Raw genomic sequence first — 26,751 nt, forward strand, 5'->3', positions numbered from 1 at the left:
TTGGCGTCAAAGACCTGACTCTGGGCTAATACTTTACCATTAACTATAGCAAGGGCTTGTTTTATATCCAGTTTAAAAATTTGGCATGTTTTTCGCTTGTAAACACTACGAATTTAGTCTGGGAGTGCAATAGATGGATAATGTCCACATTTTGACTTATGCCAATACACAATCAAGCCATGATCAGCAGCAAGCGGCATCGTTTTGCCGCCCGCAATCTGCGGTCAATGTCGTGGCGTTAACCCAGCAACTTCAGCGTAGTCTGGAGGTGGTGGTATTGCTTGATACGTTCGCGCAATTTGTAGCGCCTTATGCCAGTTTTGATGGCCTGCAATTACACAGTAGTTTGGGCGTCAGTGAAATGAGCAACAGCCGCAACACCAGTGTCGCCAATCGCTTCGATATTGACGTTGAACAAGAACATCTCGGGCAACTGGTGTACTACAGCCACAGCCCGTTTAGCGATCAGCTATGTACGCAGCTAAAACAATGGCACCAAATACTCAGCTATCCACTGCGCAATGCCCTCACTTACAACCGGGTGTTACGCCTAGCCACGCGCGACCCATTAACAGGGCTGAATAATCGCAGCGACTTCAATATTGGCATGGAAAAGAAGCTCGAGGTTTGCCGCCGTCAGAACCGTCCTTTCAGCTTGATGTTATTGGATTTAGATAACTTTAAGCAGGTTAACGACCAACAGGGCCACCAAGTAGGCGATGAAACTCTACAAGAGTTTGCCATGATCTTAAAAAGTTCAGTACGCGGTACCGACTCGGTCTTTCGTTTTGGCGGCGATGAGTTTGCGGTGCTGATTGACGACGACGATTTTGATACCAACCAAGTTGTCGCCGAGCGAGTGCAAAAGGCGGTGCATGCCAATGCGTTGATGTCTCGTCATGGTGTGACAAGCAGTATTGGTTATGCCTTGGCTGAGGCCAAAGACTCTAGTATGAGTTTATTTGCCCGCGCCGACAAAGCCTTATATCAAGCGAAGAACTTAGGCCGCGATACCCATTATGGTGAGGCTAACAGTCACGCTTTAGAGCGCACTAACTTAAATACACACAATAGCAGCCAAAACCCAGAGAAGAATGCCAAAATCAGCTGAAACAAGGATGTAAAGCTGGGTATATCAATGGCAATAACACTCACCAGCGGTGCCAGTATCCCGAGCACGAAAAACATGCCGCCCTTGCCTAGCCAGTAAGCGAGTAACAAAGCACCGCATAATACGCCACTAAACCCTGCATATGCCAATACATTGACATGTAATGTGCTCAGCAGCAGCGCCACCACTAATAACGTGAAAGTAACGGCTAGTGCCGCAGGGGCTTTGTTGACTAAAGATAAACCTACTTGGGGCGTTCGCTGCACTGCCATTGCACTCCGTTTTTGCTGAAATAATCATAATTATAGAAATAGCCGACCACGGCCACCAAGACATCATCGTAGTAAATAAGCGGCACGCGTTGACGCTGCCACGGAGGCACTTGCAGGGCTTTAAACCACTGTGACAACTTCTTAGAGTGCGCTTTATTATGAGGACGAATTACGCTACTTAGCTGTCCAAAGCGCACGCTCAACTGCTCTGCTCCCTCTAGAGGGCGCACTCCTTCGCCTGCTTGAGCACTCAGCACGGTGCCATCACTCAACGTCACACTCGTACAATCAGTGCTTAAACGCTGCGCTTCCAAGCTCGGTTGCTCCGTGCACAAATAAGCATGGTCTTGATATCGGCGTAATACACATGGCGAGCCGTGCAAACGCTTCAATGGCACTTGCATCTGACTGTCAGCGCGAGCGCACGATAACTGCTGAGCTAAGTCCTGTAGTTGCTTTTCACTGGGCATCACCACATCATGGCTGTGTAACCAATAACGTAACGCATTGTGGTAGCGCGCGTCGCTGAGCTTACGTAGTGATGTTAGATTAAGTGAGCTCTGGGCGTTGGCAATATCATCGTGCGCAATTTCATCCAACAACCGCTGCTGGCGTTGTATGATTGCCATACTCTGCGCGACTTTTTTATAAAAACCGTTAAAACGCGCACTGAGCAGCGGTAATGCTTGATTGCGTAAGAAATTACGATCAAAACCGTTATCATCGTTTGATTCATCATGAATATGAAGCAGGCCCTGACGCTCTGCATAATCGTTAAGCTCGGCGCGAGAAAAACCCAACAGGGGCCTTAATAGCGGCCGTTGATGCCAATAGCTCAACGCCTGCATGCCACCAAGCCCTTTCAACCCAGCACCACGTTTAAGGCGTAAAAAGAAGGTTTCCACTTGGTCGTCGCGGTGTTGACCAAGTAGCAACACATAACCCGCTGGCGCACAGCTATCAAGTGCTTGATACCGCTCTTGCCGAGCTTTATCTTCAATACCACGACGCGTTTGTGTGCCAATGTGGACACGCTCGCTGAAAAACGCTATCTCACGCTGCTCACACTGCTGTGCACAGAAGTCTAACCACTGATCGGCATCAGCGCTCAAGTTATGATGAACGTGAATAGCACACAGCGCTAGGTTTTCACGCTGAGCATAGCGCCAAGCCAATTCTAAAAGCACCATAGAATCGAGGCCACCGCTTAGGGCCACCGCCAACCCTTTTGTGTCTGGCGCACATTTTAGTAAAGCATCAAGCTCTGAGGAAAAGGTATCTTGCATAGGTAGGCAATAAAAAGGCCGACAAATATCGGCCTTACTAGCGATGGCTTAACAGTAACCAAAGCTCATTAAGCGCTGATAGCGAGCATCAAGCATCTCGTCAACGCTATGTTCACGCAGCTCGGCTAAATCGCGCTTAAGCTGTGCTTTAAGGCTTTTCGCCATGGCATCGTAGTTACGATGAGCGCCACCTAAAGGCTCTTCAATTACGGTATTGATGAGATCAAGCTCTTTTACTCGCTGCGCAGTCACACCCATCGCCTCGGCTGCCAAGGGCGCTTTTTCTGCACTTTTCCATAGAATCGATGCACAGCCTTCAGGGGAGATCACTGAGTAGGTACTGTATTGCAACATGTTCACCCGGTCGCCAACACCAATGGCTAATGCACCACCCGAGCCACCTTCACCTATCACGGTACATACCGTTGGCACTTTTAATGCTGCCATGACCTTCAAATTACGAGCAATTGCTTCACTTTGGCCGCGCTCTTCGGCACCCACACCTGGATAGGCTCCAGGGGTGTCGATAAAGGTGAATATAGGCATTTTGAAACGTTCGGCCATTTCCATTAGGCGCAGCGCTTTGCGATACCCTTCCGGTTTAGGCATACCAAAATTGCGTTTGATCTTCTCTGCCGTATCACGGCCCTTCTGCTGACCGATCACCATCACTGGTTCGCCGTCTAAACGGGCTACACCACCGAGAATAGCAGGATCGTTAGCGAAGGCACGATCGCCCGCTAGTTCATCAAATTCGGTAAAAATACGTTCAATGTAGTCGCGCGTATAAGGACGCAAAGGGTGACGCGCTAACTGCGAAACTTGCCATGCGCCTAACTCAGAGAAAATCTTTTCAGTTAGTTCGACATTTTTCTCTTTTAAACGGCTGACTTCTTCTTCCAGCCCTAAATCTAGTTCGCCAGCACGACTCACTGTGCGTAACTCTTCAATCTTCGCTTCCAATTCGGCAATTGGCAGTTCGAAATCCAAATAATTGAGACTCATGCTCTAATTAACCCACTTAATTAAATTCTAATTCGATATCTTGCGCCGTCAGTAAGGATAACTTATGAATCAAATCATCCGCTGGCGTCACACACCATTGTGTTCCTAGTTCTAGCTCGGCTAAGGCGTCCGGCCGGCGATAAACGACTTTTATCGGACACGTACCGAACTTATATGGTTCCAGCACTTTCTCTAACTTTTCGAAGAAGTTAGCATCAATTTGCGCCATATCTACCGTCATTTTCATCGCTTTAATGCGCTTTTCACGGGCCTCAGCGAGTGTACAGACGTCTCTGGCGGTCATTGTAATGCCGCCAGAGAAGTTATCAAAGCTGACCTGTCCGGTTATAACCAAGATATTGTTGATTTGTAGCAATTCTTGGAAAGTTTCGAACTGTTCTGGGAATAAGCGTACATCAATTCGCGCACTCTTGTCATCTAAGGTCAGCAATCCCCAACGTTTATTCTTTTTATTAACCAAGGTACGTGCATTTATCACCAGCCCGGCCGCTGTGGTTTGCACATCACGCTCTGTGGGCACTAAATCCACCAACTTGCCGCTGGTGTAATGTTTAAGCTCACTGCGATATTGGTTAATGGGATGGCCAGTTAAAAACAGCCCGAGCGTTTCGCGCTCGCCATCCAACCATTGGTTATCGGTAAAATAAGGTACCCGCTTAAAGGCTTGTTTGACTTCCTCAGGTTCGGTAGCCAAGAGCCCAAACATATCGCCTTGGCCTAATTGCTCGGCCTTGTTGTGCTGCTCGGCTGATTTAATCGCTTCGGGCAGTGAGGCCATTAAAATAGCACGTCCACCTTGTACTTGGTCTGGGCCAAGTTTATCCATGGCTCCCGACATAATGAGCTTTTCAATCACCCGTTTATTCAGGCGCTTCAAATCCACCCGAGCACAAAAATCAAAGAGATCTTTAAACGGGCCACCTTGCTCGCGAGCACTGAGGATAGCTTCAACGGGTCCTTCACCCACGCCTTTGATGGCGCCAATGCCGTACACAATCTCACCTTGGCGATTCACCGTAAACTTGTAGAGACCGGCATTAACATCCGGTGGCAACAAGGCGAGCTTCATATTCTCGCACTCATCAACCAAGGTCACGATTTTATCGGTGTTATCCATATCTGCTGACATCACCGCCGCCATAAATTCAGCGGGGTAATGGGTTTTCATCCACAGTGTTTGGTAAGACACCAAGGCGTAGGCAGCAGAGTGCGATTTGTTAAATCCGTACCCAGCGAATTTTTCCACCAAGTCAAAGATTTTCATCGCCAATTCGCTGTCAATTCCCTGACTTTGCGCCCCTTCGGCAAAGGTTGAACGTTGCTTCGCCATCTCTTCTGGCTTTTTCTTACCCATGGCTCGACGTAGCAAATCTGCGCCGCCGAGTGAGTAGCCGGCGAGTACCTGAGCAATCTGCATGACCTGCTCTTGATAAAGGATAACCCCGTAAGTGGGCTCCAAAATCGGTTTCAAGCTGTCATGCTGATACTGCGAATCTGGGTAGGAGATTTCTTCGCGTCCGTGCTTACGGTCGATAAAGTTATCAACCATGCCCGATTGCAATGGACCGGGTCGGAACAAAGCCACTAGGGCTATCATATCCTCAAAGCAGTCCGGCTTCAGGCGGCGGATAAGGTCCTTCATCCCGCGCGATTCGAGCTGGAAGACCGCAGTGGTTTCGGCCCGTAACAGCAAGTCGATACTGGCGCGGTCGTTAAGGGGAATGGCATTGATGTCCACCGGCTCCTTGCCTTCACGGGCTAGGCGCTCGTTGGTCATATCCAGTGCCCATTGCAAGATGGTCAAGGTACGCAGACCGAGGAAGTCAAACTTCACTAAGCCGGCGGTTTCCACGTCATTCTTATCGAATTGCGTGACCGGGAACTTGCCCTCCTCATCACAATACAGCGCCGCAAAATCAGTGATGGTGGTCGGCGATATCACCACGCCGCCAGCGTGCTTACCGGCGTTTCGTGTACAACCTTCTAGAATACGGCACATATCAATGAGATCGCGCACTTCCTCATCGCCGTCGTAGGCTTCTGGCAGTCGCGGCTCCACCTCAAAGGCTTTTTCTAAAGTCATACCCGGGTCGCCAGGCACCAACTTGGAAATACGGTCAACAAACCCGTAGGGATGGCCCAGTACCCGCCCCACATCGCGGATCACCGCCTTTGCGGCCATAGTCCCAAAGGTGATGATCTGTGATACTGCATCACGACCATATAATTTGGAAACGTGATCAATCACCTCATCCCGTCGGTCCATACAAAAGTCGACATCGAAATCCGGCATTGAGACCCGCTCGGGGTTCAAAAAGCGCTCGAATAGCAAATCGAATTGCAGTGGGTCTAAGTCGGTAATTTTCAGGGCATACGCCACCAGTGAACCGGCACCGGAACCACGTCCTGGGCCCACTGGGATATTGTTATCCTTGGACCACTGGATGAATTCCATAACGATTAAGAAGTAACCGGGGAAACCCATTTGGTTAATCACATCGAGCTCGATTTGCAGGCGCTCGTCATATTCGCCGCGACGCTCAGCGCGTACCTGCTCATCGGGAAACAGGAATTGCAACCGCTCTTCTAAACCTTCACGAGAGACTTTAACCAAGAAGTCGTCTATTTTCAGCGAACCAGTGGGATAATCTGGCAAAAAGTAAGTGCCTAGCTGGACGGTCACGTTACAGCGCTTGGCGATTTCAACGGTATTGGCGAGCGCCTCAGGGATATCACTGAATAGCTCGGCCATTTGCGCTGGGGTTTTTAAATACTGTTCGCTGGAGAAGCGCTTCGGTCGGCGCTTATCCTCTAAGGTGTAGCCGTCGTGGATGGCGACACGAATTTCATGGGGCTCGAAATCTTGCTGCTCAAGAAACACCACTTCATTGGTTGCCACCACGGGCAGTTGATGCGCTGTCGCGTGCTCAACGGCCAAATGTAAGTAGCTTTCTTCATCAGCGCGCCCGGTGCGCATTAATTCAAGGTAGAAATTGCCGGCAAAATGTTGGCGGTAAAATTGGCTGATCTCCTCAATCACTCCGGCATTGCCTTTAAGCAGCGCCTTGCCCAAGTCACCGTCTTTGCCGCCACTGAGTAAAATTAGCCCCTCACTGTGCTCCGCCAACCACTGCCGGTCAACCATAGCGCGGTGCATCACATGACCACGCAAATAGGCTTTAGAAATCAGTAAGGTGAGGTTGTTATAGCCTTCGTTATTCTTAGCCAATACCACCAAACGACAAGGCTCATCGGGAAACTCCGGGCTATTGAGCCAAATATCGGCGCCGACAATGGGTTTTATCCCAGCGCCATGGGCGGCACCATAAAAACGCACCAGACCGCACAGGTTCATTTGATCGGTAATGGCTAAGGCGCTGAGCTGCTGTGCTTGCGCCGCACTGACAATAGGCTTGGTCTTAGCCAAGCCATCAACCATGGAAAAGTCGCTGTGAACGCGCAGATGGACAAATTCAGGTGCGGCCATTATTGCCCCCGCTCGGCGAGTACACGCTGCACCGGTTTAAAGCTCTTGCGGTGAAACTCGGTGGCTCCATGTTCGGCCAATGCCGCAAAATGAGCTTTAGTTGGGTAGCCTTTATGGCCCGCAAAGCCATATTCGGGGAATTGCGCATCCAAGGCTATCATTTCCTCATCCCGCGCCACCTTAGCTAAAATCGAAGCGGCGCTGATTTCAGCCACCAGCGCGTCGCCTTTGACCACGGCTTGTGCAGCCACATCGAGTTGCGGTAGGCGATTACCATCAACAAAGACAAAGTCAGGAGTAATATCGAGCCCCGCCACCGCTCGCGACATGGCCAGCATGGTGGCGTGCAAGATATTGAGCTCATCTATCTCGCTGACACTGGCACGGGCGATACAGTAACTCAATGCCTTTTCTTTTATCTCAGCACTTAAGGCGGTGCGCTTTTTATCGCTCAGCTTTTTTGAATCACTCAATCCGGCTATCGGTTTATTGGGGTCAAGGATCACCGCTGCGGTCACCACATCCCCCACCAGCGGGCCACGCCCCACTTCATCTACACCGGCAATATACTGAACATCGGGACGATTAATTTGCATCAATAAGCTCCAATACGGCTTTGGCTGCTTGAGCACTGGCATCGCAGCGAATGTCTTTATGGATTTGCGTAAAACGCGCAATCAAGGCTTGATTATCCCCGTATAACTTTGGCTCAAGCGCGGCGCATAAGTTATCAACATTGCACTGGTGCTGTAAAAACTCAGGGACCAGCTCCTCGTCGGCCAATAAATTAGGCAACGAGAAGTATTTGATGGTGAAGGTAAACACATGCTGCACCATCCAATAGGTCATGGCTTTGAGCTTGTAACCCACCACCATAGGTTTCTTATATAACATTCCCTCTAGTGAGGCGGTTCCCGAGGCCAGTAGAATCGCGTCACTGGCTTGCATCGCTAAGCTCGATTGACCATCAAGTAATAGCGCGTTTAACTTCGGTGCATGTTGTTGTTGCAACGCTAAGAACTGCGCTTTGCGCGCTTCGTTCACCAAGGGCACCACAACTTTTAAGTCTGGATTGGCTTGCTGCAGACGCTCGGCGGTTTGCGCATAGGTGGGTGTCAGTAGTCCCACTTCCGAGCCACGACTACCCGGTAACAGCGCCAACACTTTTTCGTCGCTACTGAGCCCCAGTTGCGCCCGCGCATGCTGGTTGCTTTGCTCTACAGCGATATCATCGGCCAAGGTGTGGCCGACAAAGGTGCATGGCACTTGGTACTTGTCATAAAAGGCCTTCTCAAAAGGCAACAGCGACAGTACTAAATTGGTGGCTTTGGCGATGTTATGAATGCGCTTTTGTCGCCACGCCCACACCGAAGGACTGACATAATGCACAGTGGTGATCCCCGCTTGCTTCAACGGCAGCTCAACGCGCAAATTAAAATCGGGCGCATCAATGCCAATAAATACATCAGGGGGATTGTCGATAAAGTGCTGCACCAATCCTTTACGAATCTTTAACAGCCTAGGCAAGCGCGAGAGCACCTCAACGAGTCCCATTACCGAGAGCTCTTCCATATCAAACAAGCTTTCACACCCGAGGGCGTTCATACGGGGACCGCCAATACCGACGAACTGGGCATCAGGGTGGCGTTGTTTAATGGCTTTTATTAGGCCTTCACCAAGAATGTCACCGGACATTTCACCAGCAACGATGCCGATGCGAAGAGGTTGAGTGGCGCTCATATTGGGGACAGATTCCACTTTGGGCTGTTGTTATTAACCGCCTAGTCTACCCTGTTTGCGATGCGCTTAAAACCTCGTTGCTATTAAATGCACAATCCTTCTACGGCCTAGCTTGATGAGCTGATTGATATTTTTCCTGTGTGCCTTTCTTTTAAATTAGATGTTGCTAATATTGTGTTGACTTCGTAAGCAGTAGTCTGGATACTAACCAAAGTTTCAATAATTACTGAAACTTCAAATAAGCTTACATTAAGGGGTGTTCCATGATAGATGAATCCTTTGTAGACATCTCCCGTCTACAATTTGCAATCACTGCCTTCTATCACTTTTTGTTCGTGCCGCTCACGTTAGGGATGACATGGATTTTGGTGATAATGGAGTCTGTCTATGTAATGACAGGGCGCGAGATTTACCGTGATATGACGAAATTCTGGGGGAAGTTATTTGGTATTAACTTCGCCTTAGGGGTGGCCACCGGACTGACTATGGAGTTCGAGTTTGGTACCAACTGGTCTTATTATTCTCATTACGTTGGTGATATCTTCGGTGCGCCCCTTGCCATTGAAGGGCTAATGGCATTTTTCTTAGAGTCCACCTTAGTCGGCATGTTCTTTCTAGGCTGGGATCGGCTCAGTAAAGTGCAGCACTTGGGGGTGACCTTCTTTATGGCGGTGGGCACCAACCTCTCCGCGCTGTGGATTCTAGTCGCCAATGGCTGGATGCAAAACCCTGTGGGTTCAGAGTTTAACTACCTGACCATGCGTATGGAAATGCAAAGCTTTGCCGAATTGGTGTTTAACCCGGTGGCACAGGTTAAGTTTATTCATACCGTCTCTGCCGGCTATGTTGCCGCCTCTATGTTTGTGCTTGGGATCAGTGCCTTTTATATTCTTCGCGGCCGTGATGTTGCTTTTGCTAAACGCTCGTTTTCGGTTGCCTGTAGTTTTGGCTTAGCCTCGGTATTGTGTGTAATTCTGCTCGGTGATGAGTCCGGCTACGAGGTCGGCGAGGTGCAAAAAGTGAAACTCGCGGCGATTGAAGCGGAGTGGGAAACCGAGCCTGCCCCAGCCGCTTTCACGTTATTTGGTTTTCCAGACTCTGAAACACAACAAACCCATGCGGCGGTGAAAATCCCCTATGTTATGGGCATTATTGCTACCCGCTCGCTGGACGAGGAAGTCACCGGCATTAAAGAGTTGCAACAAAACCATGAACAACGTATCCGCAGTGGTATGGTGGCTTATCGCTACTTGGAAAAGCTGCGTAATGGCGAGGAAACACCAGAAAATATTCGTCAATTCAATCAGTACAAAGACGATTTAGGCTACGGCTTACTATTAAAGCGTTATTTGGATGACGTGTATAACGCCGATGAAGCGCAAATCCAAAAGGCGGTCCAAGACTCTATCCCGCAAGTTGGGCCCCTGTTTTGGGCATTTCGTATTATGGTTGCCTGTGGCATGGTGATGCTGCTGATCTTTGCCGCCGCATTTTATTACAATGCTAAACGTCAAATCGAGCAAAAACGTTGGCTACTCAAAGCGGCGTTATTTGCCATACCACTGCCCTGGATTGCCATTGAAACAGGATGGTTTGTGGCTGAGTATGGCCGCCAGCCTTGGGCTATTTCCGAGGTATTACCGACCTTTATGGCCACCTCGAGTCTGACCTTTAATGATGTGCTTATCTCTTTAATTGGTTTTATTACCTTTTACACCATATTGGCCATTATCGAAATCTGGTTAATGTTGCACTTTATTAAGCAGGGGCCAAGCTCACTGCATACAGGGAAGTATTACTTCGAGCGTCAGCAGCAACTACAGGAGAGCAAATCATGATATTTGATTATGAAACGCTAAAACTTATCTGGTGGGTGCTTATTGGCGCATTGCTCATTGGCTTTGCCATTACTGACGGCATGGATATGGGCGCTGCCACCTTGTTACCTTTCGTTGCCAAACAGGATGTCGAGCGCCGAGTAGTGATCAACACCGTAGGTGCACACTGGGACGGTAACCAAGTCTGGCTTATTACCGCAGGCGGTGCACTCTTTGCCGCTTGGCCAATGGTGTATGCCGCTGCCTTTTCAGGCTTCTACTTTGCCATGATGCTGGTGTTGTTTGCGCTGTTTTTCCGCCCCTTGGCCTTTGACTATCGCTCGAAACTGGATAACCCCACATGGCGTAACCGCTGGGATTGGGCGCTTTTCTGCGGTAGTTTCATTCCAGCACTGATTTTTGGGGTGGCCTTTGGTAACTTGTTGCAAGGGGTGCCTATTCATATCGATAATCTCATGCGTGTGAGCTATCACGGCTCCTTCTTTGGGCTGTTGAATCCTTTTGCACTTCTATGCGGTGTGATCAGTGTAGCGATGCTGGTTGGCCACGGTGGCATATGGTTACAAATGCGCACTGCTGAGCCCGTCGCTTCACGTAGCGCCCGTTTCGGTCGCATCGCGCTGGTTGTCGCCCTCGCTGGCTTTGCCTTGGCCGGGGCGTGGCTGACGCAAATCGACGGCATGCAGATTGTCACTATGGCCGATACCAATGCCCATGCCGACCCATTAGCAAAAACAGTGACCACGGCAACTGGATTATGGTTGAACAATTACAGCGAACGCAGTTGGACCTTGGCGTTCCCAATCTTGGCGTTTGCCGGAGGTCTGTTGGCTTTGTTGTGCTCACTTAAGGGTAGACCTGGTTTTGGCTTCATCTGTTCGAGCATCATGTTGTTAGGCATTATTATGACCTTTGGCGCATCCCTGTTCCCCTTCATTATGCCATCCAGCCATGACGCCAATATGAGCTTAACCATTTGGGACGCCGTTTCCAGCCACATGACTTTGAATATCATGTTTATTGTGGTCGCTATACTGCTCCCTATAGTACTGTCTTACACCACTTGGTGTTATGTGAAGATGTGGCGCCGAGTAAGCAGTGAAGAGATTGAAAACAACACCCATGGCAGCTATTAAGGAGGCACTATGTGGTATTTTACGTGGATTTTAGGGGTATTATTCGCTGTTGCCTTCGGCGTGATCAACGTCATGTGGTATGAAATGGGCCAGCACAATGATTGTGTGGCCGACGATCACAAGGAGCATGATTAATACATGACCCCCCGCCCCAACCGCGCGCAGCAAAACCAGCTGCGCGTTTTTTTAAAAACCTTTTCACGTTCACAAAATGGCGCGATGCTGATAAGCATTTCCTTAGGTATCGTCAATGCCTTACTGATGATAGTGAGCTGTTACTTATTAGCACACATTTGCCATGCGGTGATGTTTGCAGATGAGCACTTAACACAACAACACACCCAGTTAGCCATACTGGCTGGTATAGTGGTACTGCGAGCGCTGTGCAGTGGCGTTAGTCGCTATGTCAGTGAGCGCTGCGCCATTGCCCTAAAACAGCAAATGCGCCATGCACTTTGGCAAGCCATAGTCGCAAAACAGCGCCAAGGTCAGCTTGAACACAGCCCAGCGCAGCTGGTCAACACCCTTAACCAAGGCGTGGAATCACTGCACGATTACTTCGCCAAATACATTCCCGCAGTCGCTTACGCGGGCTTTATCCCTCTCGCTATTATCGCGGTGGTGTTTCCTATCGACTGGCAATCTGGGTTAATCTTTCTTGTTACGGCGCCACTCATTCCTTTTTTCATGATTTTAATCGGTTATAAAGCCGAGGCGCTCAATGAGCAAAACTGGCAGCAGCTCCAGCGTCTTGGCCATTATTTTATGGACCGCCTACAAGGCTTAGTGCAGCTGAAGCTATTCAATAACGAGCGCCAGCAAATTGAAAATGTCGCGCTGATGGCCGATAAATTTCGCATCACCACCCTCTCGGTGCTGCGCATTGCCTTTATATCCACCTTAGCACTGGAATTTTTGGCGACCATCAGTATCGCCTTAGTGGCTGTGATTATTGGCTTTCGCCTTTACTTTGGCTCGTTAGATTTTGCCACGGGTTTTGTGGTGCTGTTGTTGGCGCCGGAGTTTTATCTGCCGCTGCGCCAGTTAGGTCAACACTACCATGCCAAGCTCAAAGGTTTAGCCAGTGCCAGCTCGATGCTGTCGCTGCTACAAAAAGCAGACAGCGACACCCTTAAAGGTGAGCCGTTAGCAAATGACATCCCTATCCATACAGTGAGCACCGAGAATCTGTGCTGGCGCTTTGACGACGCCCAGCACGACACCTTACAGCAGCTATCGCTTAAGTTCTGCGGCCCCGGTCTGCATGCCATTGTCGGCGCAAGCGGCAGCGGCAAGTCCACATTGCTGGATTGCTTAATGGGCCTAAAACCAAGTGTCGCCGGAGCCATTAAAATAAACGACCACGCCTTAAGCACTTTGGACATCCAGCATTACCAACAGCGCATCGCTTGGGTTGCCCAATCGCCGACCCTCTTTAGTGGCAGCATCGCCGAGAATGTCGCCTTGGCGCAACCAGAGGCACCACTGAGTGCCATTCGCGCGGTCTGTAAAGATGTTGCCCTGGATGATTATATTATGACTCTGGCGCAAGGCTACGACACGCCCATAGGCGAGCTCGGTAGAGGGTTATCCGGAGGGCAAATACAGCGCCTAGCTTTGGCCCGTGCACTATTAGGCAAACCCGATGTGCTGTTTTTAGATGAGCCCACAGCGGCTCTTGATAAGCACAGTGAGGCGCATGTGCAGCGGTGCTTAGAGCAGCTCAGTAAACACTGCTTAATTATCGTTATTGCCCATCGTTTGCATACCATCAGCGATGCACAGCAGGTGGTGGTCATGGAGCATGGCCGTATCGTTGAGCAAGGTAATTACTCACTGTTGATACAGCAACCCCACTCAGCACTCAACCACTTACTCCAAGGAGCGGCGGTCGATCATGGCTAATTGGCAGTTTTTGTTATCGTTATTGCGCCCCCACCTAAAGTGGGCAGTCATTGGCTTGGCACTGGCGCTGTGCGCCTTAATAGCGAATGTTACTTTGCTGGCGATCTCCGGTTGGTTTCTTGCAGCCATGGCCAGTGCCGGGCTGCAAGGGATCACCATGAACTATTTTACCCCAGCGGGCATTATTCGTTTTTTGGCGGTGGTGCGCACCGCCAGTGGTTACGGTCAACGCTTGGTCAATCACAACACCACGTTTTTGGTGCTCAAAACCTTGCGAGTGAGCGTGTTTGCAGCGCTCACTAAAGTGCCCTTGCAACAATTCACCAGTATTGGCCAACAGCTATCGCAATTGCAAGACGATGTTGAGCGCCTTGATGAGTTTTACATTGGTGTGCTTTTACCGATTTTACTTGCCCTTGTTGCGCTGCCTTTGTTCGCTTGGGTATTAAGCCTGTATAGCATAATGTTGATGGTGGTCAGCGTCAGTGCACTGCTGCTGTGCGGCGTACTGTTACCCTGGTGGTTGAGCCGCAACTTAAAGAGCATTGGCACCCACACCCAAGCGGCTCACACACAACTTAATGAGCGCTTGGTGGAAGCGACCCGGGGATTAAAAGAGCTACAACTGGCCGGCGCCTGTGAGCGCTACTGGGAGCACATCGATCATGCCCAACATGCTTTAGCTAACGAGCAACAACGCTCACAAAATTGGTATGCGCGCCATCAGGGACTGTCATTACTTGTTAGCCAACTGACCATTATTTTCGTGCTTATCGTTATGATCCCCATGGTCACCAGTGGCGCTATGGTTAACGTCAACCTGGCGATGCTGATGTTACTGGTACTCGGGGGCTTTGAAATTGTGCTAACACTCCCAGATGCCATGCTTAAACTCGAACTGACATTGGCAAGCAGCGAGCGCTTACGGCAATTGGTGGCGCAGCCCAAGCACAATGAAGCTACGGAGATAGGCGAGCTCACTAGCCAAGAGGTGTACTCCCTGCACGCACTGAATTACACCTACCCCGATAGCAGTAACGGCATAACCGATATCAGCTTCACCATTAAGCAAGGCGAAAAAGTGGCTATTGTTGGTGCCAGCGGTGCTGGCAAGTCCACCCTACTGGCATTACTCAGTGCCCAGCTGCAGCCAAGCTCCGGCAGCCTAGAGTGTTTTTCTCGCCCGCTTTCGAGTCTTAACACGCATTGGCTTTACCAGCACTTGGGTATGTTGTCGCAACAATGCCATGTGTTCAGTAGTAGTATTAAGAACAATTTGCTGTTGGCGAAAGGCGATGCCAACGAGCAGCAACTTTGGCAGGCGCTTGCTCAAGCGCAGCTGAAGGATTTTGTCGCGACAACCGAGCATCAGCTCGATACACTCGTGGGCACTGGCGGGCGGACTCTATCTGGAGGCGAAGCGCGACGTTTGCACATCGCCCAGCAATTATTACGCGACCCACGCGTGCTGTTACTCGACGAGCCCACACGCGGACTGGATAACCGCAACCAAGAGCTGGTTATTGACGCCTTAATGGCACTGTTTAACACTCGTACCGTGATCACCGTGACCCATGAAAGCACGCTGTTAAACCGTATGGACCAGGTGGTTTGGCTCGAGCAGGGCCGTGTTAGGGCCACGGGCACACATCAGCAACTGCAAAAGCACCGTGATTATGTCCGCCTAACCAGTGTGATTAACTAAGCCACAAAAAAAGCGCCCTCAAGGCGCTTTTTATTATTCACTCAAAATATCGAGTCTAGCGAATGATACCGCGTTCAGACTGTTGAACGAGGTCAATCATTGGCTGAATGGCTGGAAATTGCTGCGCATCTTCAGTTAATTGGGCCACGGCTTCGTCGGCTTTTAAACCTTTACGGAACAAGGTTTTGTACGCACGGCGAAGGGCCATAATCTCATCAGACTCAAAACCACGACGCTTGAGTCCTTCAGTATTAATTGCCACAGGGCGTGCCGGCGTGCCAATGGTGGTAACATACGGCGGCACATCTTGGTTCACCCCAGAGTACATACCGATAAAGGCATGATCGCCTACTTTGCAAAACTGATGTACACCCGAGTTGCCAGCCAAAATAACCCAATTGCCGATATGCACATGCCCCGCCACACTGGCATTGTTAGCAAAAATAACGTTATCACCAATCACGGCATCGTGAGCAACATGGGTATAAGCCATAAATAAGTTGTTGCTACCGATTTTGGTAATACCCTGGTCCTGAATAGTACCACGGTGGATAGTGGCACATTCGCGGATCACATTGTTATCACCAATAATCAGCTGCGTTGGTTCATCCTTGTACTTTTTATCTTGGCAGGCTTCACCAACCGATGCGAATTGATAGATGTGGTTGTTTTGACCTAAAGTAGATGGCCCTTTAACTACCACATGCGACTCAATAATTGTCCCTGCACCGATTTCTACATCATTGCCGATGTAGCTGTATGGACCTACTTGCACATCGTCGGCAAGCTTTGCGCCCGGTTCGATAATTGCGGTCGGATGAATCACGATTAAAACTCTCTTCTAGCACACATCAATTCGGCGCTGCACACGACTTTATCGTCGACGCGTGCTTCGCCATAAAACTTCCATAAATTGCGACGCTCTTTTAAAAACTCAACATGCAAATGCATGGTATCGCCAGGCCCTACTGGGTGCTTAAAGCGTGCATTATCAATAGCTGCAAACAAGTATAGCTCATTGTCACCGCGATTTTCCGTGGTTTTAAAGCCGAGTAAACCAGTTGCTTGGGCTAGGGCCTCGAGAATCATCACCCCGGGGAATATGGGCTGATCGGGAAAGTGGCCGGTAAAAATCGGTTCATTCACGGTCACGTTCTTAATCGCATGCAAACGCTCACCGGGCGTGTAATCAATAACACGATCAACGAGCAGCATAGGGTAACGATGGGGTAGCAGGCTTAATATTTCTTGAATATCAAAGCTATTTAACTGATTAGCCAACTTATTTTCCTTAAAACTAATTTACTCTTGCGACTTCAGCTGCGCTTCAATGGACTTGATACGCTTGTGCATGTCACCAATATTTCGTAAGTGCGCGATGGTGCGGCGCCACTCTTTGTTTTTGCTGTGCGGAACACCAGATGAATAAATACCTGGCTCATTGATGCCACTGGTAACCATATTCATGCCGGTTAGTACTACTTTGTCGCAAATTTCTACGTGACCGGTAATGGCGCTTAGGCCACCAATTTGGCAATAACGGCCAATTTTAGTACTGCCTGCAACCACGGTACAACCAGCGATAGCGGTCCCCTCACAAATCTCAACGTTATGTGCTATCTGGCATTGGTTGTCGATAATCACATTGTCGTGGATAAGGGTGTCGTCAATGGCACCTCGGTCGATGGTGGTGCTGGCACCAATCTCAACACGGTCGCCGATTATAACAGATCCAAGCTGCGGGATCTTAACCCATTGCCCTTGTTCATTGGCATAACCAAAACCATCGGCACCCACCACGGTATTTGCTTGAATCAAGCACTGCGCGCCTATATTCACCTCGTGGTAAACAGTGACGTTATTCCATAACTTAGTACCTGCGCCAATACGCGCATTAGCACCTATAAAGCAATGACTGCCTATTTGAGCATGTTCGCCAATGTGAGCACCGGCTTCAACAACCACGAAAGGGCCAATGTTGGCGCTCTCACTGACTGTTGCTTCACTGCTTATCACCGCACTGGGGTGCACCCCCTGTGCTGCTGCCGGCGTAGTGTCTAATAGCTGTGCTAACTTGGCATAGGCGACATAAGGATCGGCACAGATAACCTTGTTGCCATCATAATGCTCGGCATCATCCGCACTGAGGATCACCGCACCAGCTTGGGTGGTGTTCAGCGCACTACGGTACTTTTTATTGGCGAGGAAACTGATATGTTTAGGGCCTGCTTTTTCCAGTGTTTGAATACCGTCAATCTGCAGGCCCTGGTCACCAACTAGCTCAGCACCTAAGTGCTGAGCAATGTTCGCTAGTGTTGTTGTCATTATTACTTCTTACTAACAGCGTCGATAACGTCTTCAGATAGGTCGGTCACTTCACTTGGGTTGAAGTAGATAGTGCCATCTTTCACTTTAACTTCGTCAAAGTCGCCTTCTTTGGCTACTTCTTGAATCGCTGCAACGATAGTTTGCTGCAATTTGCCTAGCTCTTGGTTTTGGCGACGCTTGATCTCTTGCTCAAGCGGACGGCCTTTCTCCATTAGTTGCTTTTGCATACCTTGGATCTTCGCGCGCAGCTCTTGCTTCTGCTCATCGCTCATCACCGTGCCTTCACGCTGGAACTTCTCAGTTTCAAAGCGGATGTCACCTTGTAGCTTTTCTAGCTCCTGACGACGCTCAGCAAATTCGCTTTGCAGGGTCTTCTCAATGGCTGCAGTTTGCGGTACTTGCGCATAGATTGTTTGCATATCAACAATGCCCACTTTGTGCGCCAAAGCGCTCATTGAAGTACCCATTGTTAGTGCAGCGAGTACCGCCATAGCCGTACTTTTAAATAATTTTTTCACAAAAAACTCCTTAAGAATTAGAAAGTATTACTGATGTTAAAGCTAATGGTCTTGGTATCATCATCTTCTTGTTCTTTCAACGGATACGCAAAACTAATTAACATCGGCCCCATAGGTGAAATCCACTGAATGGATAGACCTGTCGACACCCTAAAGCGTGACGGATCTGAATAGTCATCTAAGCGAGCACGTTCATCAGGTTGTAAATTTTGATAACGATCTACGTTAAACTCAGTATCCCATACGTTAGCTGCGTCAACAAAGAAGCTGGTACGTACGGAACTGGTATTTTCCTCGTCCAAGAATGGCGTTGGCACAATCATTTCCATACCAGCCACGGCCTTGGCGTTACCACCAATACGCCCAGCAAGGCGCAAGGTGTCGAACTCTTCTGCCCCACCGATACTGCCAGCTGGCGTGCCATCTGGCAAGGTGGTGCCAGGAATGTTCTGAGGTGCTCTTACCACTGCGCGCGGTAAGATGGTGTTTCTATCGAATCCACGAAGCTCTTGTTCCGTGATTCGGAAGAATTCTTGCACTGGTAATACTTGGTCAAAGCCGTTGGTAGAGCCATAACCATTACCATAGCCTAACGCCGCACGGGTTGAGAATACCCAGCGATGGTCATTACTGATAGGCCAATAAAAACGCGAGTTATAGTTCACTTTGTAGTAGTTAAGGTCAGAGTTCGGCGTGGTTGCCGTTAAGTTAAGCGACTGACGTGAACCCGCTGTTGGGAATAACCCTCGATTCACGGTCACCCGTGACCAACCGGTTGAGAGCTCAAATTTAGTGAACTCAAAACCCGCATCCGGATTTTCAGGATCTAAGAAGGTCTCACGCAACACTCGAGTTTGCTCGTATTCGGCTAAGTCTGAGAGCTCTTCTTCAATCCAACGAATACCGAAATTAACTCGGTTATTGGCATTAATTGGGAAGCCAATGTTGGTACCAAGGCCATAACTCTTTGACTTATAGTCAATCAAGCTGAACTCACTGGCATCGTAGTTACGATAGAAAATGCTTGAACCCTGAGATACCCCATCTGGAGTGAAATATGGGTCGGTGTAGGACAAGCTCACACTTTCAGAGCCGCGCGAGGTGTTGATATTAAACGACACCTGGTTGCCTGACCCTAGGAAGTTTGACTCACTGACACCAATGTTAAATTGCAGACCGTAATAAGAACCATAAGCCAGACCGGCGGTAAAGCTACCTGCTGACTGCTCTTTTACGGTGAAATCAACATCGACTTCATCATCAATACCGGGCACCGGGGTAACATCAAACTCAACACTTTCCATGTAAGGAAGACGCTGAATTTGCAGCTTTGAGCGCTCTAGGTTTTGGTTTGATAACCACGCACCTTCAAGCTGCGTCATTTCCCGGCGCAATACTTCGTCAGCGGTGTTTTGGTTACCAGAAATATCGATACGGCGCACATAAACACGTTTGCCAGGGTCAACTGACAAGGTTAATTGCACCTCTTTATTTTCATCGTCGATTTCAGGGATGGTACGCACTTCAGCATTGGCATATCCAAAACGGGCTAAAAAGCTCTTAATGAATTCTTCTGAAGACGTCACCACCGAGCCATTATACAACTCACCTGTTTTGAGCGGGATAACGCTTTTAATTAACTCTTCACGGCCTAACAAGTCGCCGATGAAATCAAAGCCTTTGACCATGTACTGCTCACCCTCGGTGACGTTCGCAGTGACATAGACTGATTCACGCTCGGGGCTCACTGATACTTGGGTTGAGTCAATATTAAAGCGCAGGTAACCACGGTCGAGGTAATAACTGCGGATTTTCTCCAAGTCCCCTTCAATGGTTTGCTTTTGGTAGCGATCCGACGACATGAACATGTACCAAGGCAAATCTTGCTTAGACTCTGCGAGGTTCAGTAGTTCTTCATCAGGGAATAACTCGTTACCGACGATGTTAATCTGGCGAATTGAAGCGGCATCACCTTCATCGAAGTTTAACTTTAAGCGAACCCGGTTACGTGGTAGGCGAGTGATTTCAAGGTCGATTTTGGCGTTGTACTTACCAATACTGTGGAAGAAGTCGATTAGCCCCTTCTCAACACTATCAAGCACGGTTCTGTCGAGTGGCTCGCCTTGGCGGATATTTTGTTGATTCAAGCTCTCACTAAGCTGCTCGTCTTTAATATCTTTGTTGCCATCGAATTCGATAGAGCTGATCGTGGGTCGCTCGGTCACTTTGAACACGATGCGTTCACCATCACGATACGCTTCGATATCATCGAAGTGACCAGACTTGTGAAGCGACTTGATGGTTTTTGACACAGTGTAGGTGTCTACCTGATCGCCAACGTTAATTGGAATGTGTGTCAGCGCTGCACCGAGTGCAACACGCTGCAACCCTTCTACTTTTAAATCTTCTACGATAAAGGATTCTTGGCCTAGGGCTGCAAAGCTTGCCCCTAATAAACTCGTAACTGCCAAATGTTTTTTTATAGCCATTTTATTATCTTTGTCCTTTACTACAGTGTCTTCACCTAGCTCACCCTCATTCCCGTTTTGCGCACGGCTGGCTGGGTGAGTAGGCCGTTGGCTGCATCATTGGCTGCCATCTTATCATTGCTGTTTGGCTTACACAGCTGTTTCTTTATACATCACGCTCAAAAAACACGCAGTTGACGCGTTAAGCGGATGGTGTACCTGTTTACAATCTTGCTATGTCGTTCAGTAATGCAAACGCGGTAAGCGCTAACAACAACATGGCACCGATGCGAAAGCCAATTTCTTGTGTCTTTTCAGAGACTGGCTTTTTACGAATTAGTTCAATTACGTAATACATTAAATGCCCGCCGTCTAACACCGGCAAGGGGAGCAAATTAAACACCCCTAGGCTGACGCTGATTAACGCTAAAAAGCTCAAAAAGGCAACGAAGCCGTAGCTTACGCTAGTTCCAGCCCCGACTGCAATGCCCACCGGGCCACTGATATTTTTGATTGACACTTGCCCGGTGACTAAATTAGCTATCATCTCAAAGCTCAGACTAATCATTTGCCATGTTTTTGCCACGCCCAGGCCAGCTGCATCAATCACGTTATAGCTGCGTGTTGAAATGGCCTCTTCTGGCCAAGGCTCAACTACCGGCACCACTCCCAAGTAACCTCGAGAGAAACCATCTTCGGTAGGCTTGTTAGCTGGGGTAATGGTCACATCAAGGCCTTGGGCACCGCGCATAACATAAAAGTTCAATGCTTGCCCTGCTGAGCGCTCAATACGATTGACCAGGGCCTGCCAACTTTTGATAAGCTCACCCTCAACACTGACCAACACATCGCCCTCTTTGAGCCCCGCACTGTGTGCGGGCGAGTCTGGAGCAACCATCGCAAGCGTCAGCGTTGCATCGGGTCGGTAAGGCTTAATACCTATCGACGTCAGGGGCGACTCATCGCGCTGCTGCAGCGTCCAGCCTTGTAAATTTAAGGTGCGCACTGCTTGAGAACCAGACTCAGCTTGCACTTTGACATTCACCTCGTCATCCCCTAGGTGCTGCATCAATGCCAATGTGACTTCTTGCCAATCTTGAGTTTGTTTGCCGTCAATAGTCAGCAATTGTTCGCCCGCCTGTAGACCCGCCGCTTCAGCACGGCTTTGCTCTGTCACATCACCGACAATGGGCTTGACTGACTGCACGCCGATGATATACATCAACGACAACGCAAAGATTGCAAATAGGAAGTTGGCCAATGGGCCGGCACTGACAATAGCAATACGCCAATACACTGATTTGCTGTTGAAGGATAAATGCTTTTGTTCTTGCGGTACGTCATCCACTCGTTCATCGAGCATTTTCACGTAACCGCCCAGGGGGATCATTGCCAGCACATATTCGGTGCCATATTTATCATGCCAGCGTACCAGTGGCTTGCCAAAGCCAATAGAAAAGCGGAGCACTTTAACGCCCGCTTTGCGCGCCACCCAAAAGTGGCCATATTCATGAACGGTAACCAAAATGCCCAGAGCGAGAATAAACGAGCCTAGGTGCCACACAAATTCAAACATCAACCGCCCTCTTTGTAATTAATTGCTGCGCCGTTGTTCGTGCATCCGCATCACAAGCCAACACGCCCTCGAGACTGGCATCATACGTAAGCGTCAGCGCTGATAAAGTGTCAGCATTAATACTGTAGATATCAGGAAAACGGATCTGACCGCGTAAAAACGCCGCCACGGCCTCTTCATTGGCAGCATTAATGGTGGTGGTGGCATTTTGCCCCACACGACATGCATCCATCGCCAGTTTTAAGTTGGGGTAGCGGGTAAAGTCAGGAGCGTGAAAGCTAAAGTCTTTCATTTGGCTAAAGTTTAGCGGTGCTACGCCGGCATCAATGCGCTCGGGATAAGCCATGGCATGAGCGATAGGTGTACGCATATCGGGTTGTCCCATTTGCGCAAGCACTGAGCCATCGACATACTGCACCATGGAGTGAATCATACTTTGCGGGTGGATAACCACCTCAATATCGTCGACCTCTGCGTTGAAGAGCCATTTTGCCTCAATAAATTCAAGCCCTTTATTCATCATGGTGGCGGAATCTACAGAAATCTTTTGCCCCATAGACCAATTTGGGTGGGCAACGGCTTCGGCAACAGTAATATCGTCAAAGGTCGATAATGGCCGTTCACGAAAAGGGCCACCCGAGCCGGTTAATAAAATTTTGCTCACCCCATGGTGGTGCAAGCATTGATCGCTGTGCCCTTGAATCCCAGAGGGCATGCTTTGGAAAATAGCATTGTGCTCGCTATCAATCGGCAATAGCGTCGCCCCATGCGCTTTTACTTTGTCGATAAACAGCTGCCCCGACATCACCAAGGACTCTTTATTCGCTAACAACACAATTTTGCCAGCTTCCACAGCATACAGTGTTGGTAATAGCCCAGCGGCTCCGACAATAGCGGACATCACCATATCGACCTCGCTGTCTTGGCAGGCCATAGCGAGGTCTGTTCGGTAATCAATTACCTTGGTGGGCAGTTTCAAGCGATTGAGCTCTGCTGTGAGCGCCTGATTGGCGACATCGTCACTAAGGCAAGCAAACTTTGGATTAACGCGCTGGCAATCCGCAACCATCTGCGTCACATTGCTGCCAGCGACAAGGGCGAAGACGCCATAACGCTCGCTGTTACGGCTAACAACATCCAGTGTACTTTGCCCAATTGAGCCGGTGGAGCCTAATACAGTGACCCACTTTTTGCTCATAGTGTCATGGTCCATGCGTAGAACACCACAAAAATAGGCGCGGCTGCCGTTAGGCTGTCTATACGGTCAAGAATGCCGCCATGGCCAGGGAGACATTTACCGCTGTCTTTCATACCTGCTTCGCGTTTAAACATACTCTCAAGTAAGTCGCCAATGGCTGAAAACGCCGCCACAATCACCGCCATAGCGCCGTAGATAAGCCATAAGCTGGGGTCGATGCCATTGAAATAGCAAAATCCCACGACAAAAAGAGCAGCACTTGCGAGACCACCGACGAAGCCTTCAATTGTTTTGTTTGGGCTCACTTTAGGCATCAGCTTGTGTTTACCAAAGTTTTTACCGCAAAAATAGGCGCCGATGTCGGCGCTCCATACGATGCCGAGTACGGCAAGAATAAGAAATGAGCCAAATTGGCTGGAGTCGGTGTAATTGGCACTGCGCAATACGTTTAATGCCAGCCACAATGGAGCCAAAGTCAACAGCCCGGCCACACCGCGCATTACCAGACCTTGTGACCAAGCATCGCTGAATCTAGGATAACGAATGACCAAGATGGTGGCCACTAACCACCAGGCGAAGGATAAGGTGAACACATAATTGGCATCTGCCAGCAATTGGCCTTGCTGCCATAAACTATCGACTGGCCAATGCCACTGCATCAATGCGACTACTACGCCGACCAAGGCAACATAGCCTAGGCGCTGTACACGCTTACAAATACCCATTAGTGCAGACCATTCATAGGCGCCTAGTAAGACGATTGCGCCTGCACAATAACTAAACCAGTCTAACGGTGTTAAAAATACCAGCACCAAGGCCAGTGGCGCTAACACCAAAGACGTTAAAATTCGTTGTTTTAGCAAATGTTATACCTTCAACTTAGGGCTGAGCTGTACAGAGTAGTTGTTTTATTTGTTCACCAGTACATCCAAACCGGCGCTCTCGCGATACGTAGCAAGCGATCGCGTCAGCAAAAGCCGACTCGTTAAAGTCTGGCCACAACGTCGGCGTAAAATAAAGCTCAGCATAGGCCGCCTGCCAAAGTAAAAAATTGCTGATGCGTAAATCACCACCAGTGCGGATCAATAAATCCAGCTCACTTTGTTCATTAAGACTAATATGCTTTGCCAACGAATGCTCGTCAATGTCATCCGCTGATAATTCGCCTGCTTGTACTTGCTTCGCTAACTGTTGTGCGGCGTACCCTATATCCCATCGGCCCCCATAATTGGCGGCGATATTTAAGCGTAACCCGGTGTTTTCAGCAGTTAGTGACTCAGCTGCAGCTATTTTTTCTTGTAACTTGTTAGAAAAGCGACTCATGTCGCCAATTATGGATAATTTAACGTTATTTTTATGGAGTTTTTTAACTTCGCGGCCCAGTACCATCATGAATAGTTCCATGAGCGTGCTGACCTCTTCCTCAGGACGACGCCAGTTCTCGCTGCTAAAGGCAAACAGAGTCAACGACTCAATACCTAGCTTAGAGCAAAATTTCACTGCATCTTTAACCGCATCAACACCCTTCTTATGTCCGTACACACGAGGACGCCCTTGCGCCTGTGCCCAGCGGCCATTGCCATCCATGATAATCGCGACATGTTTAGGTAGCGATTGTTGTGCTATTTGCTGTGCGTCTAAAGCCATAAAACTCACATTATCCACAAAAAAACGCCGCCTAGTATACCCTAGACGGCGTTACAAGCCTAATGGCAATTTATGAGCAATATGCCCATAAATTGGGCGTTAGATTTCCATCAATTCTTCTTCTTTAGCGCTTAGTTGCGCGTCCATTTCTTTGATGTACTTATCTGTGAGTTTCTGAATTTCATCTTCGCTTTGGTGCGCTTCATCTTCAGAAATATCTTTGTCTTTTAGCAAGGCTTTAATTTCACTGTTCGCGTCACGACGGATATTACGCACAGCTACGCGGCCGCTCTCTACTTCACCACGCACGACCTTGATAAGATCTTTACGACGCTCTTCCGTAAGTGGAGGAAGTGGTACCCGAATAACCGTGCCAGCTGCAGCTGGGTTAAGGCCCAAATCAGAGGTCATGATCGCCTTTTCTACTGCCTGCGCTAACGATTTGTCAAATACGCTGATAGCCAATGTACGTGAATCTTCAACTGTTACGTTAGCCACTTGGTTAAGCGGAGTATCGGCGCCGTAATAAGAGACAGTAATGCCGTCAAGTAATGCTGGGTGAGCACGACCGGTACGGATTTTAGATAGTTGGCTGCCTAGAGCAGCGACACTTTTTTGCATGCGCTCTTGCGCACTTTTTTTAATATCGTTTATCACGCTAGTATCCTACTTATTTTGTCTCGCTTGAGGCTTCTGAGGAAATTAAAGTTCCCTCTTCTTCACCCATGATCACGCGCTTAAGCGCGCCAGGTTTATTCATATTAAAGACGCTGATAGGCATTTTGTGGTCGCGGGCCAAAGTAAATGCCGCTAAGTCCATCACCTTCAACTCTTTTTCAATAATTTCATTATAGGCAAGATGGCGATAAAGCGTGGCATCTGGGTTTTTCACTGGATCATCACTGAATACCCCGTCCACTTTAGTGGCTTTAATCACGGTATCTGCTTCAATTTCAATGCCACGTAAACAGGCTGCTGAGTCTGTGGTAAAGAAAGGATTACCTGTGCCCGCCGAGAAGATAACGACACGGCCAGACTTCAACAGGCTGATAGCTTCTGCCCAGTTATAGGCGTCACATACACCGTTTAAAGGAATCGCCGACATGAGGCGAGCATTTACAAATGCACGGTGAAGTGCATCACGCATCGCTAAGCCATTCATCACTGTGGCCAGCATCCCCATGTGGTCACCAACAACACGGTTCATACCCGCCTCTGCTAACGAGCCACCGCGTAAAAAGTTACCACCACCGATCACCAAACCCACTTCTACGTCGAGTTCTACCAGCTCTTTAATTTCTTGAGCCATACGATCTAAGACTTTCGGGTCTATACCAAAGCCTTCATCTCCCATCAGTGCTTCACCACTGAGCTTGAGAAGAACACGTCTAAAAATAGGTTTGCGATTAATATTCATATTTTCCTGGCCAATAACGAATTGAGATAAAAAATAACCGCGCCTATGTGAGTACATAAGAGCGCGGTTATTCTAATTAATTTTGCTGTCTGA

The 26,751-nt window shown here is 49.0% G+C and carries 23 protein-coding genes; 6 read left to right on the forward strand and 17 right to left on the reverse strand.

The genetic code is table 11. The features are described from left to right. Positions 1-133 precede the first annotated feature (133 nt). Complete coding sequence (locus FIU82_RS09180) at positions 134-1,111, forward strand: GGDEF domain-containing protein (RefSeq protein ID WP_082342223.1); 978 nt, start codon at positions 134-136, stop codon at positions 1,109-1,111. Here the strand turns inward: FIU82_RS09180 and FIU82_RS09185 are convergent. The 6 genes from FIU82_RS09185 to lpxB are packed head-to-tail and all read right to left on the reverse strand — an operon-like array spanning position 1,036 to position 8,922. After that, positions 1,036-1,383, reverse strand: a complete 348-nt coding sequence (locus FIU82_RS09185) for a hypothetical protein (protein WP_152440916.1) — start codon at positions 1,381-1,383, stop codon at positions 1,036-1,038. The two genes, FIU82_RS09180 and FIU82_RS09185, sit on opposite strands and share 76 nt — an antisense overlap. Continuing rightward, positions 1,356-2,669, reverse strand: coding sequence for a tRNA lysidine(34) synthetase TilS (tilS, locus tag FIU82_RS09190; protein WP_152440917.1), 1,314 nt, complete (start codon positions 2,667-2,669; stop codon positions 1,356-1,358). Before tilS ends, FIU82_RS09185 begins: the two co-directional genes overlap by 28 nt. A 48-nt stretch (positions 2,670-2,717) precedes the next feature. Then, the gene (gene accA, locus FIU82_RS09195) at positions 2,718-3,674 is read right to left on the reverse strand and encodes an acetyl-CoA carboxylase carboxyl transferase subunit alpha (protein WP_022946673.1); all 957 of its coding nucleotides are present in this window, start codon (positions 3,672-3,674) and stop codon (positions 2,718-2,720) included. 16 nt (positions 3,675-3,690) lie between these two features. Next, positions 3,691-7,182, reverse strand: a complete 3,492-nt coding sequence (gene dnaE / locus FIU82_RS09200; protein ID WP_152440918.1) for a DNA polymerase III subunit alpha — start codon at positions 7,180-7,182, stop codon at positions 3,691-3,693. Then, on the reverse strand, positions 7,182-7,778 hold the full coding sequence (rnhB, locus tag FIU82_RS09205) for a ribonuclease HII (RefSeq protein WP_138588302.1): 597 nt from the start codon (positions 7,776-7,778) through the stop codon (positions 7,182-7,184). Before rnhB ends, dnaE begins: the two co-directional genes overlap by 1 nt. Further along, positions 7,768-8,922, reverse strand: a complete 1,155-nt coding sequence (lpxB, locus tag FIU82_RS09210) for a lipid-A-disaccharide synthase (protein WP_152440919.1) — start codon at positions 8,920-8,922, stop codon at positions 7,768-7,770. The genes rnhB and lpxB overlap by 11 nt, the downstream gene beginning before the upstream one ends. 263 nt (positions 8,923-9,185) lie before the next feature. Here lpxB and FIU82_RS09215 point away from each other — a divergent pair, with 263 nt between their 5' ends. From FIU82_RS09215 to cydC, 5 genes are read left to right on the forward strand one after another with little or no spacing between them, the layout of a single operon-like run. Beyond that, a complete protein-coding gene (locus FIU82_RS09215; RefSeq protein ID WP_022946771.1) occupies positions 9,186-10,760 on the forward strand; it encodes a cytochrome ubiquinol oxidase subunit I in 1,575 nt (524 codons plus the stop codon). Further along, positions 10,757-11,896: a cytochrome d ubiquinol oxidase subunit II gene (gene cydB / locus FIU82_RS09220; RefSeq protein ID WP_152440920.1), complete on the forward strand. Its 1,140-nt coding sequence runs from the start codon at positions 10,757-10,759 to the stop codon at positions 11,894-11,896. Before FIU82_RS09215 ends, cydB begins: the two co-directional genes overlap by 4 nt. A gap of 9 nt (positions 11,897-11,905) precedes the next feature. Beyond that, positions 11,906-12,031, forward strand: a complete 126-nt coding sequence (cydX, locus tag FIU82_RS09225; protein WP_022946769.1) for a cytochrome bd-I oxidase subunit CydX — start codon at positions 11,906-11,908, stop codon at positions 12,029-12,031. Positions 12,032-12,034: 3 nt separating this feature from the next. Further along, a complete protein-coding gene (gene cydD, locus FIU82_RS09230) occupies positions 12,035-13,801 on the forward strand; it encodes a thiol reductant ABC exporter subunit CydD (protein WP_152440921.1) in 1,767 nt (588 codons plus the stop codon). Beyond that, on the forward strand, positions 13,794-15,506 hold the full coding sequence (cydC, locus tag FIU82_RS09235) for a thiol reductant ABC exporter subunit CydC (protein WP_152440922.1): 1,713 nt from the start codon (positions 13,794-13,796) through the stop codon (positions 15,504-15,506). The genes cydD and cydC overlap by 8 nt, the downstream gene beginning before the upstream one ends. A 55-nt stretch (positions 15,507-15,561) precedes the next feature. Here the strand turns inward: cydC and lpxA are convergent, their stop codons facing one another. From lpxA to pyrH, 11 genes are all read right to left on the reverse strand, one after another. Next, on the reverse strand, positions 15,562-16,332 hold the full coding sequence (gene lpxA / locus FIU82_RS09240) for an acyl-ACP--UDP-N-acetylglucosamine O-acyltransferase (RefSeq protein ID WP_022946766.1): 771 nt from the start codon (positions 16,330-16,332) through the stop codon (positions 15,562-15,564). A gap of 2 nt (positions 16,333-16,334) precedes the next feature. Then, positions 16,335-16,787, reverse strand: a complete 453-nt coding sequence (gene fabZ / locus FIU82_RS09245) for a 3-hydroxyacyl-ACP dehydratase FabZ (RefSeq protein ID WP_022946765.1) — start codon at positions 16,785-16,787, stop codon at positions 16,335-16,337. A 21-nt stretch (positions 16,788-16,808) separates the two neighbouring features. Beyond that, positions 16,809-17,834, reverse strand: a complete 1,026-nt coding sequence (gene lpxD, locus FIU82_RS09250) for a UDP-3-O-(3-hydroxymyristoyl)glucosamine N-acyltransferase (protein WP_172972741.1) — start codon at positions 17,832-17,834, stop codon at positions 16,809-16,811. Continuing rightward, a complete protein-coding gene (locus FIU82_RS09255) occupies positions 17,834-18,352 on the reverse strand; it encodes an OmpH family outer membrane protein (RefSeq protein ID WP_022946763.1) in 519 nt (172 codons plus the stop codon). The genes lpxD and FIU82_RS09255 overlap by 1 nt, the downstream gene beginning before the upstream one ends. A gap of 17 nt (positions 18,353-18,369) precedes the next feature. Continuing rightward, a complete protein-coding gene (gene bamA, locus FIU82_RS09260; RefSeq protein WP_152440923.1) occupies positions 18,370-20,841 on the reverse strand; it encodes an outer membrane protein assembly factor BamA in 2,472 nt (823 codons plus the stop codon). 202 nt (positions 20,842-21,043) lie between these two features. Next, entirely contained in the window at positions 21,044-22,396 is a 1,353-nt protein-coding gene (gene rseP / locus FIU82_RS09265) for a sigma E protease regulator RseP (RefSeq protein ID WP_152440924.1), read from the reverse strand. Then, entirely contained in the window at positions 22,389-23,594 is a 1,206-nt protein-coding gene (gene ispC / locus FIU82_RS09270; RefSeq protein ID WP_152440925.1) for a 1-deoxy-D-xylulose-5-phosphate reductoisomerase, read from the reverse strand. Before ispC ends, rseP begins: the two co-directional genes overlap by 8 nt. Next, positions 23,591-24,457 (reverse strand): phosphatidate cytidylyltransferase, encoded by an 867-nt coding sequence (locus FIU82_RS09275; RefSeq protein WP_138590905.1) that lies wholly within the window; start codon positions 24,455-24,457, stop codon positions 23,591-23,593. Before FIU82_RS09275 ends, ispC begins: the two co-directional genes overlap by 4 nt. A 16-nt stretch (positions 24,458-24,473) precedes the next feature. Next, positions 24,474-25,259, reverse strand: coding sequence for a polyprenyl diphosphate synthase (gene uppS, locus FIU82_RS09280; protein ID WP_022946757.1), 786 nt, complete (start codon positions 25,257-25,259; stop codon positions 24,474-24,476). Between the two features lie 81 nt (positions 25,260-25,340). Beyond that, positions 25,341-25,898, reverse strand: a complete 558-nt coding sequence (frr, locus tag FIU82_RS09285; protein ID WP_022946756.1) for a ribosome recycling factor — start codon at positions 25,896-25,898, stop codon at positions 25,341-25,343. Positions 25,899-25,911: 13 nt separating this feature from the next. Further along, on the reverse strand, positions 25,912-26,658 hold the full coding sequence (pyrH, locus tag FIU82_RS09290; protein ID WP_026111378.1) for a UMP kinase: 747 nt from the start codon (positions 26,656-26,658) through the stop codon (positions 25,912-25,914). Positions 26,659-26,751 lie beyond the last annotated feature (93 nt).

This window comes from Pseudoalteromonas sp. THAF3, assembly GCF_009363775.1.
Taxonomy (GTDB): Bacteria; Pseudomonadota; Gammaproteobacteria; order Enterobacterales; family Alteromonadaceae; genus Pseudoalteromonas; species Pseudoalteromonas ruthenica.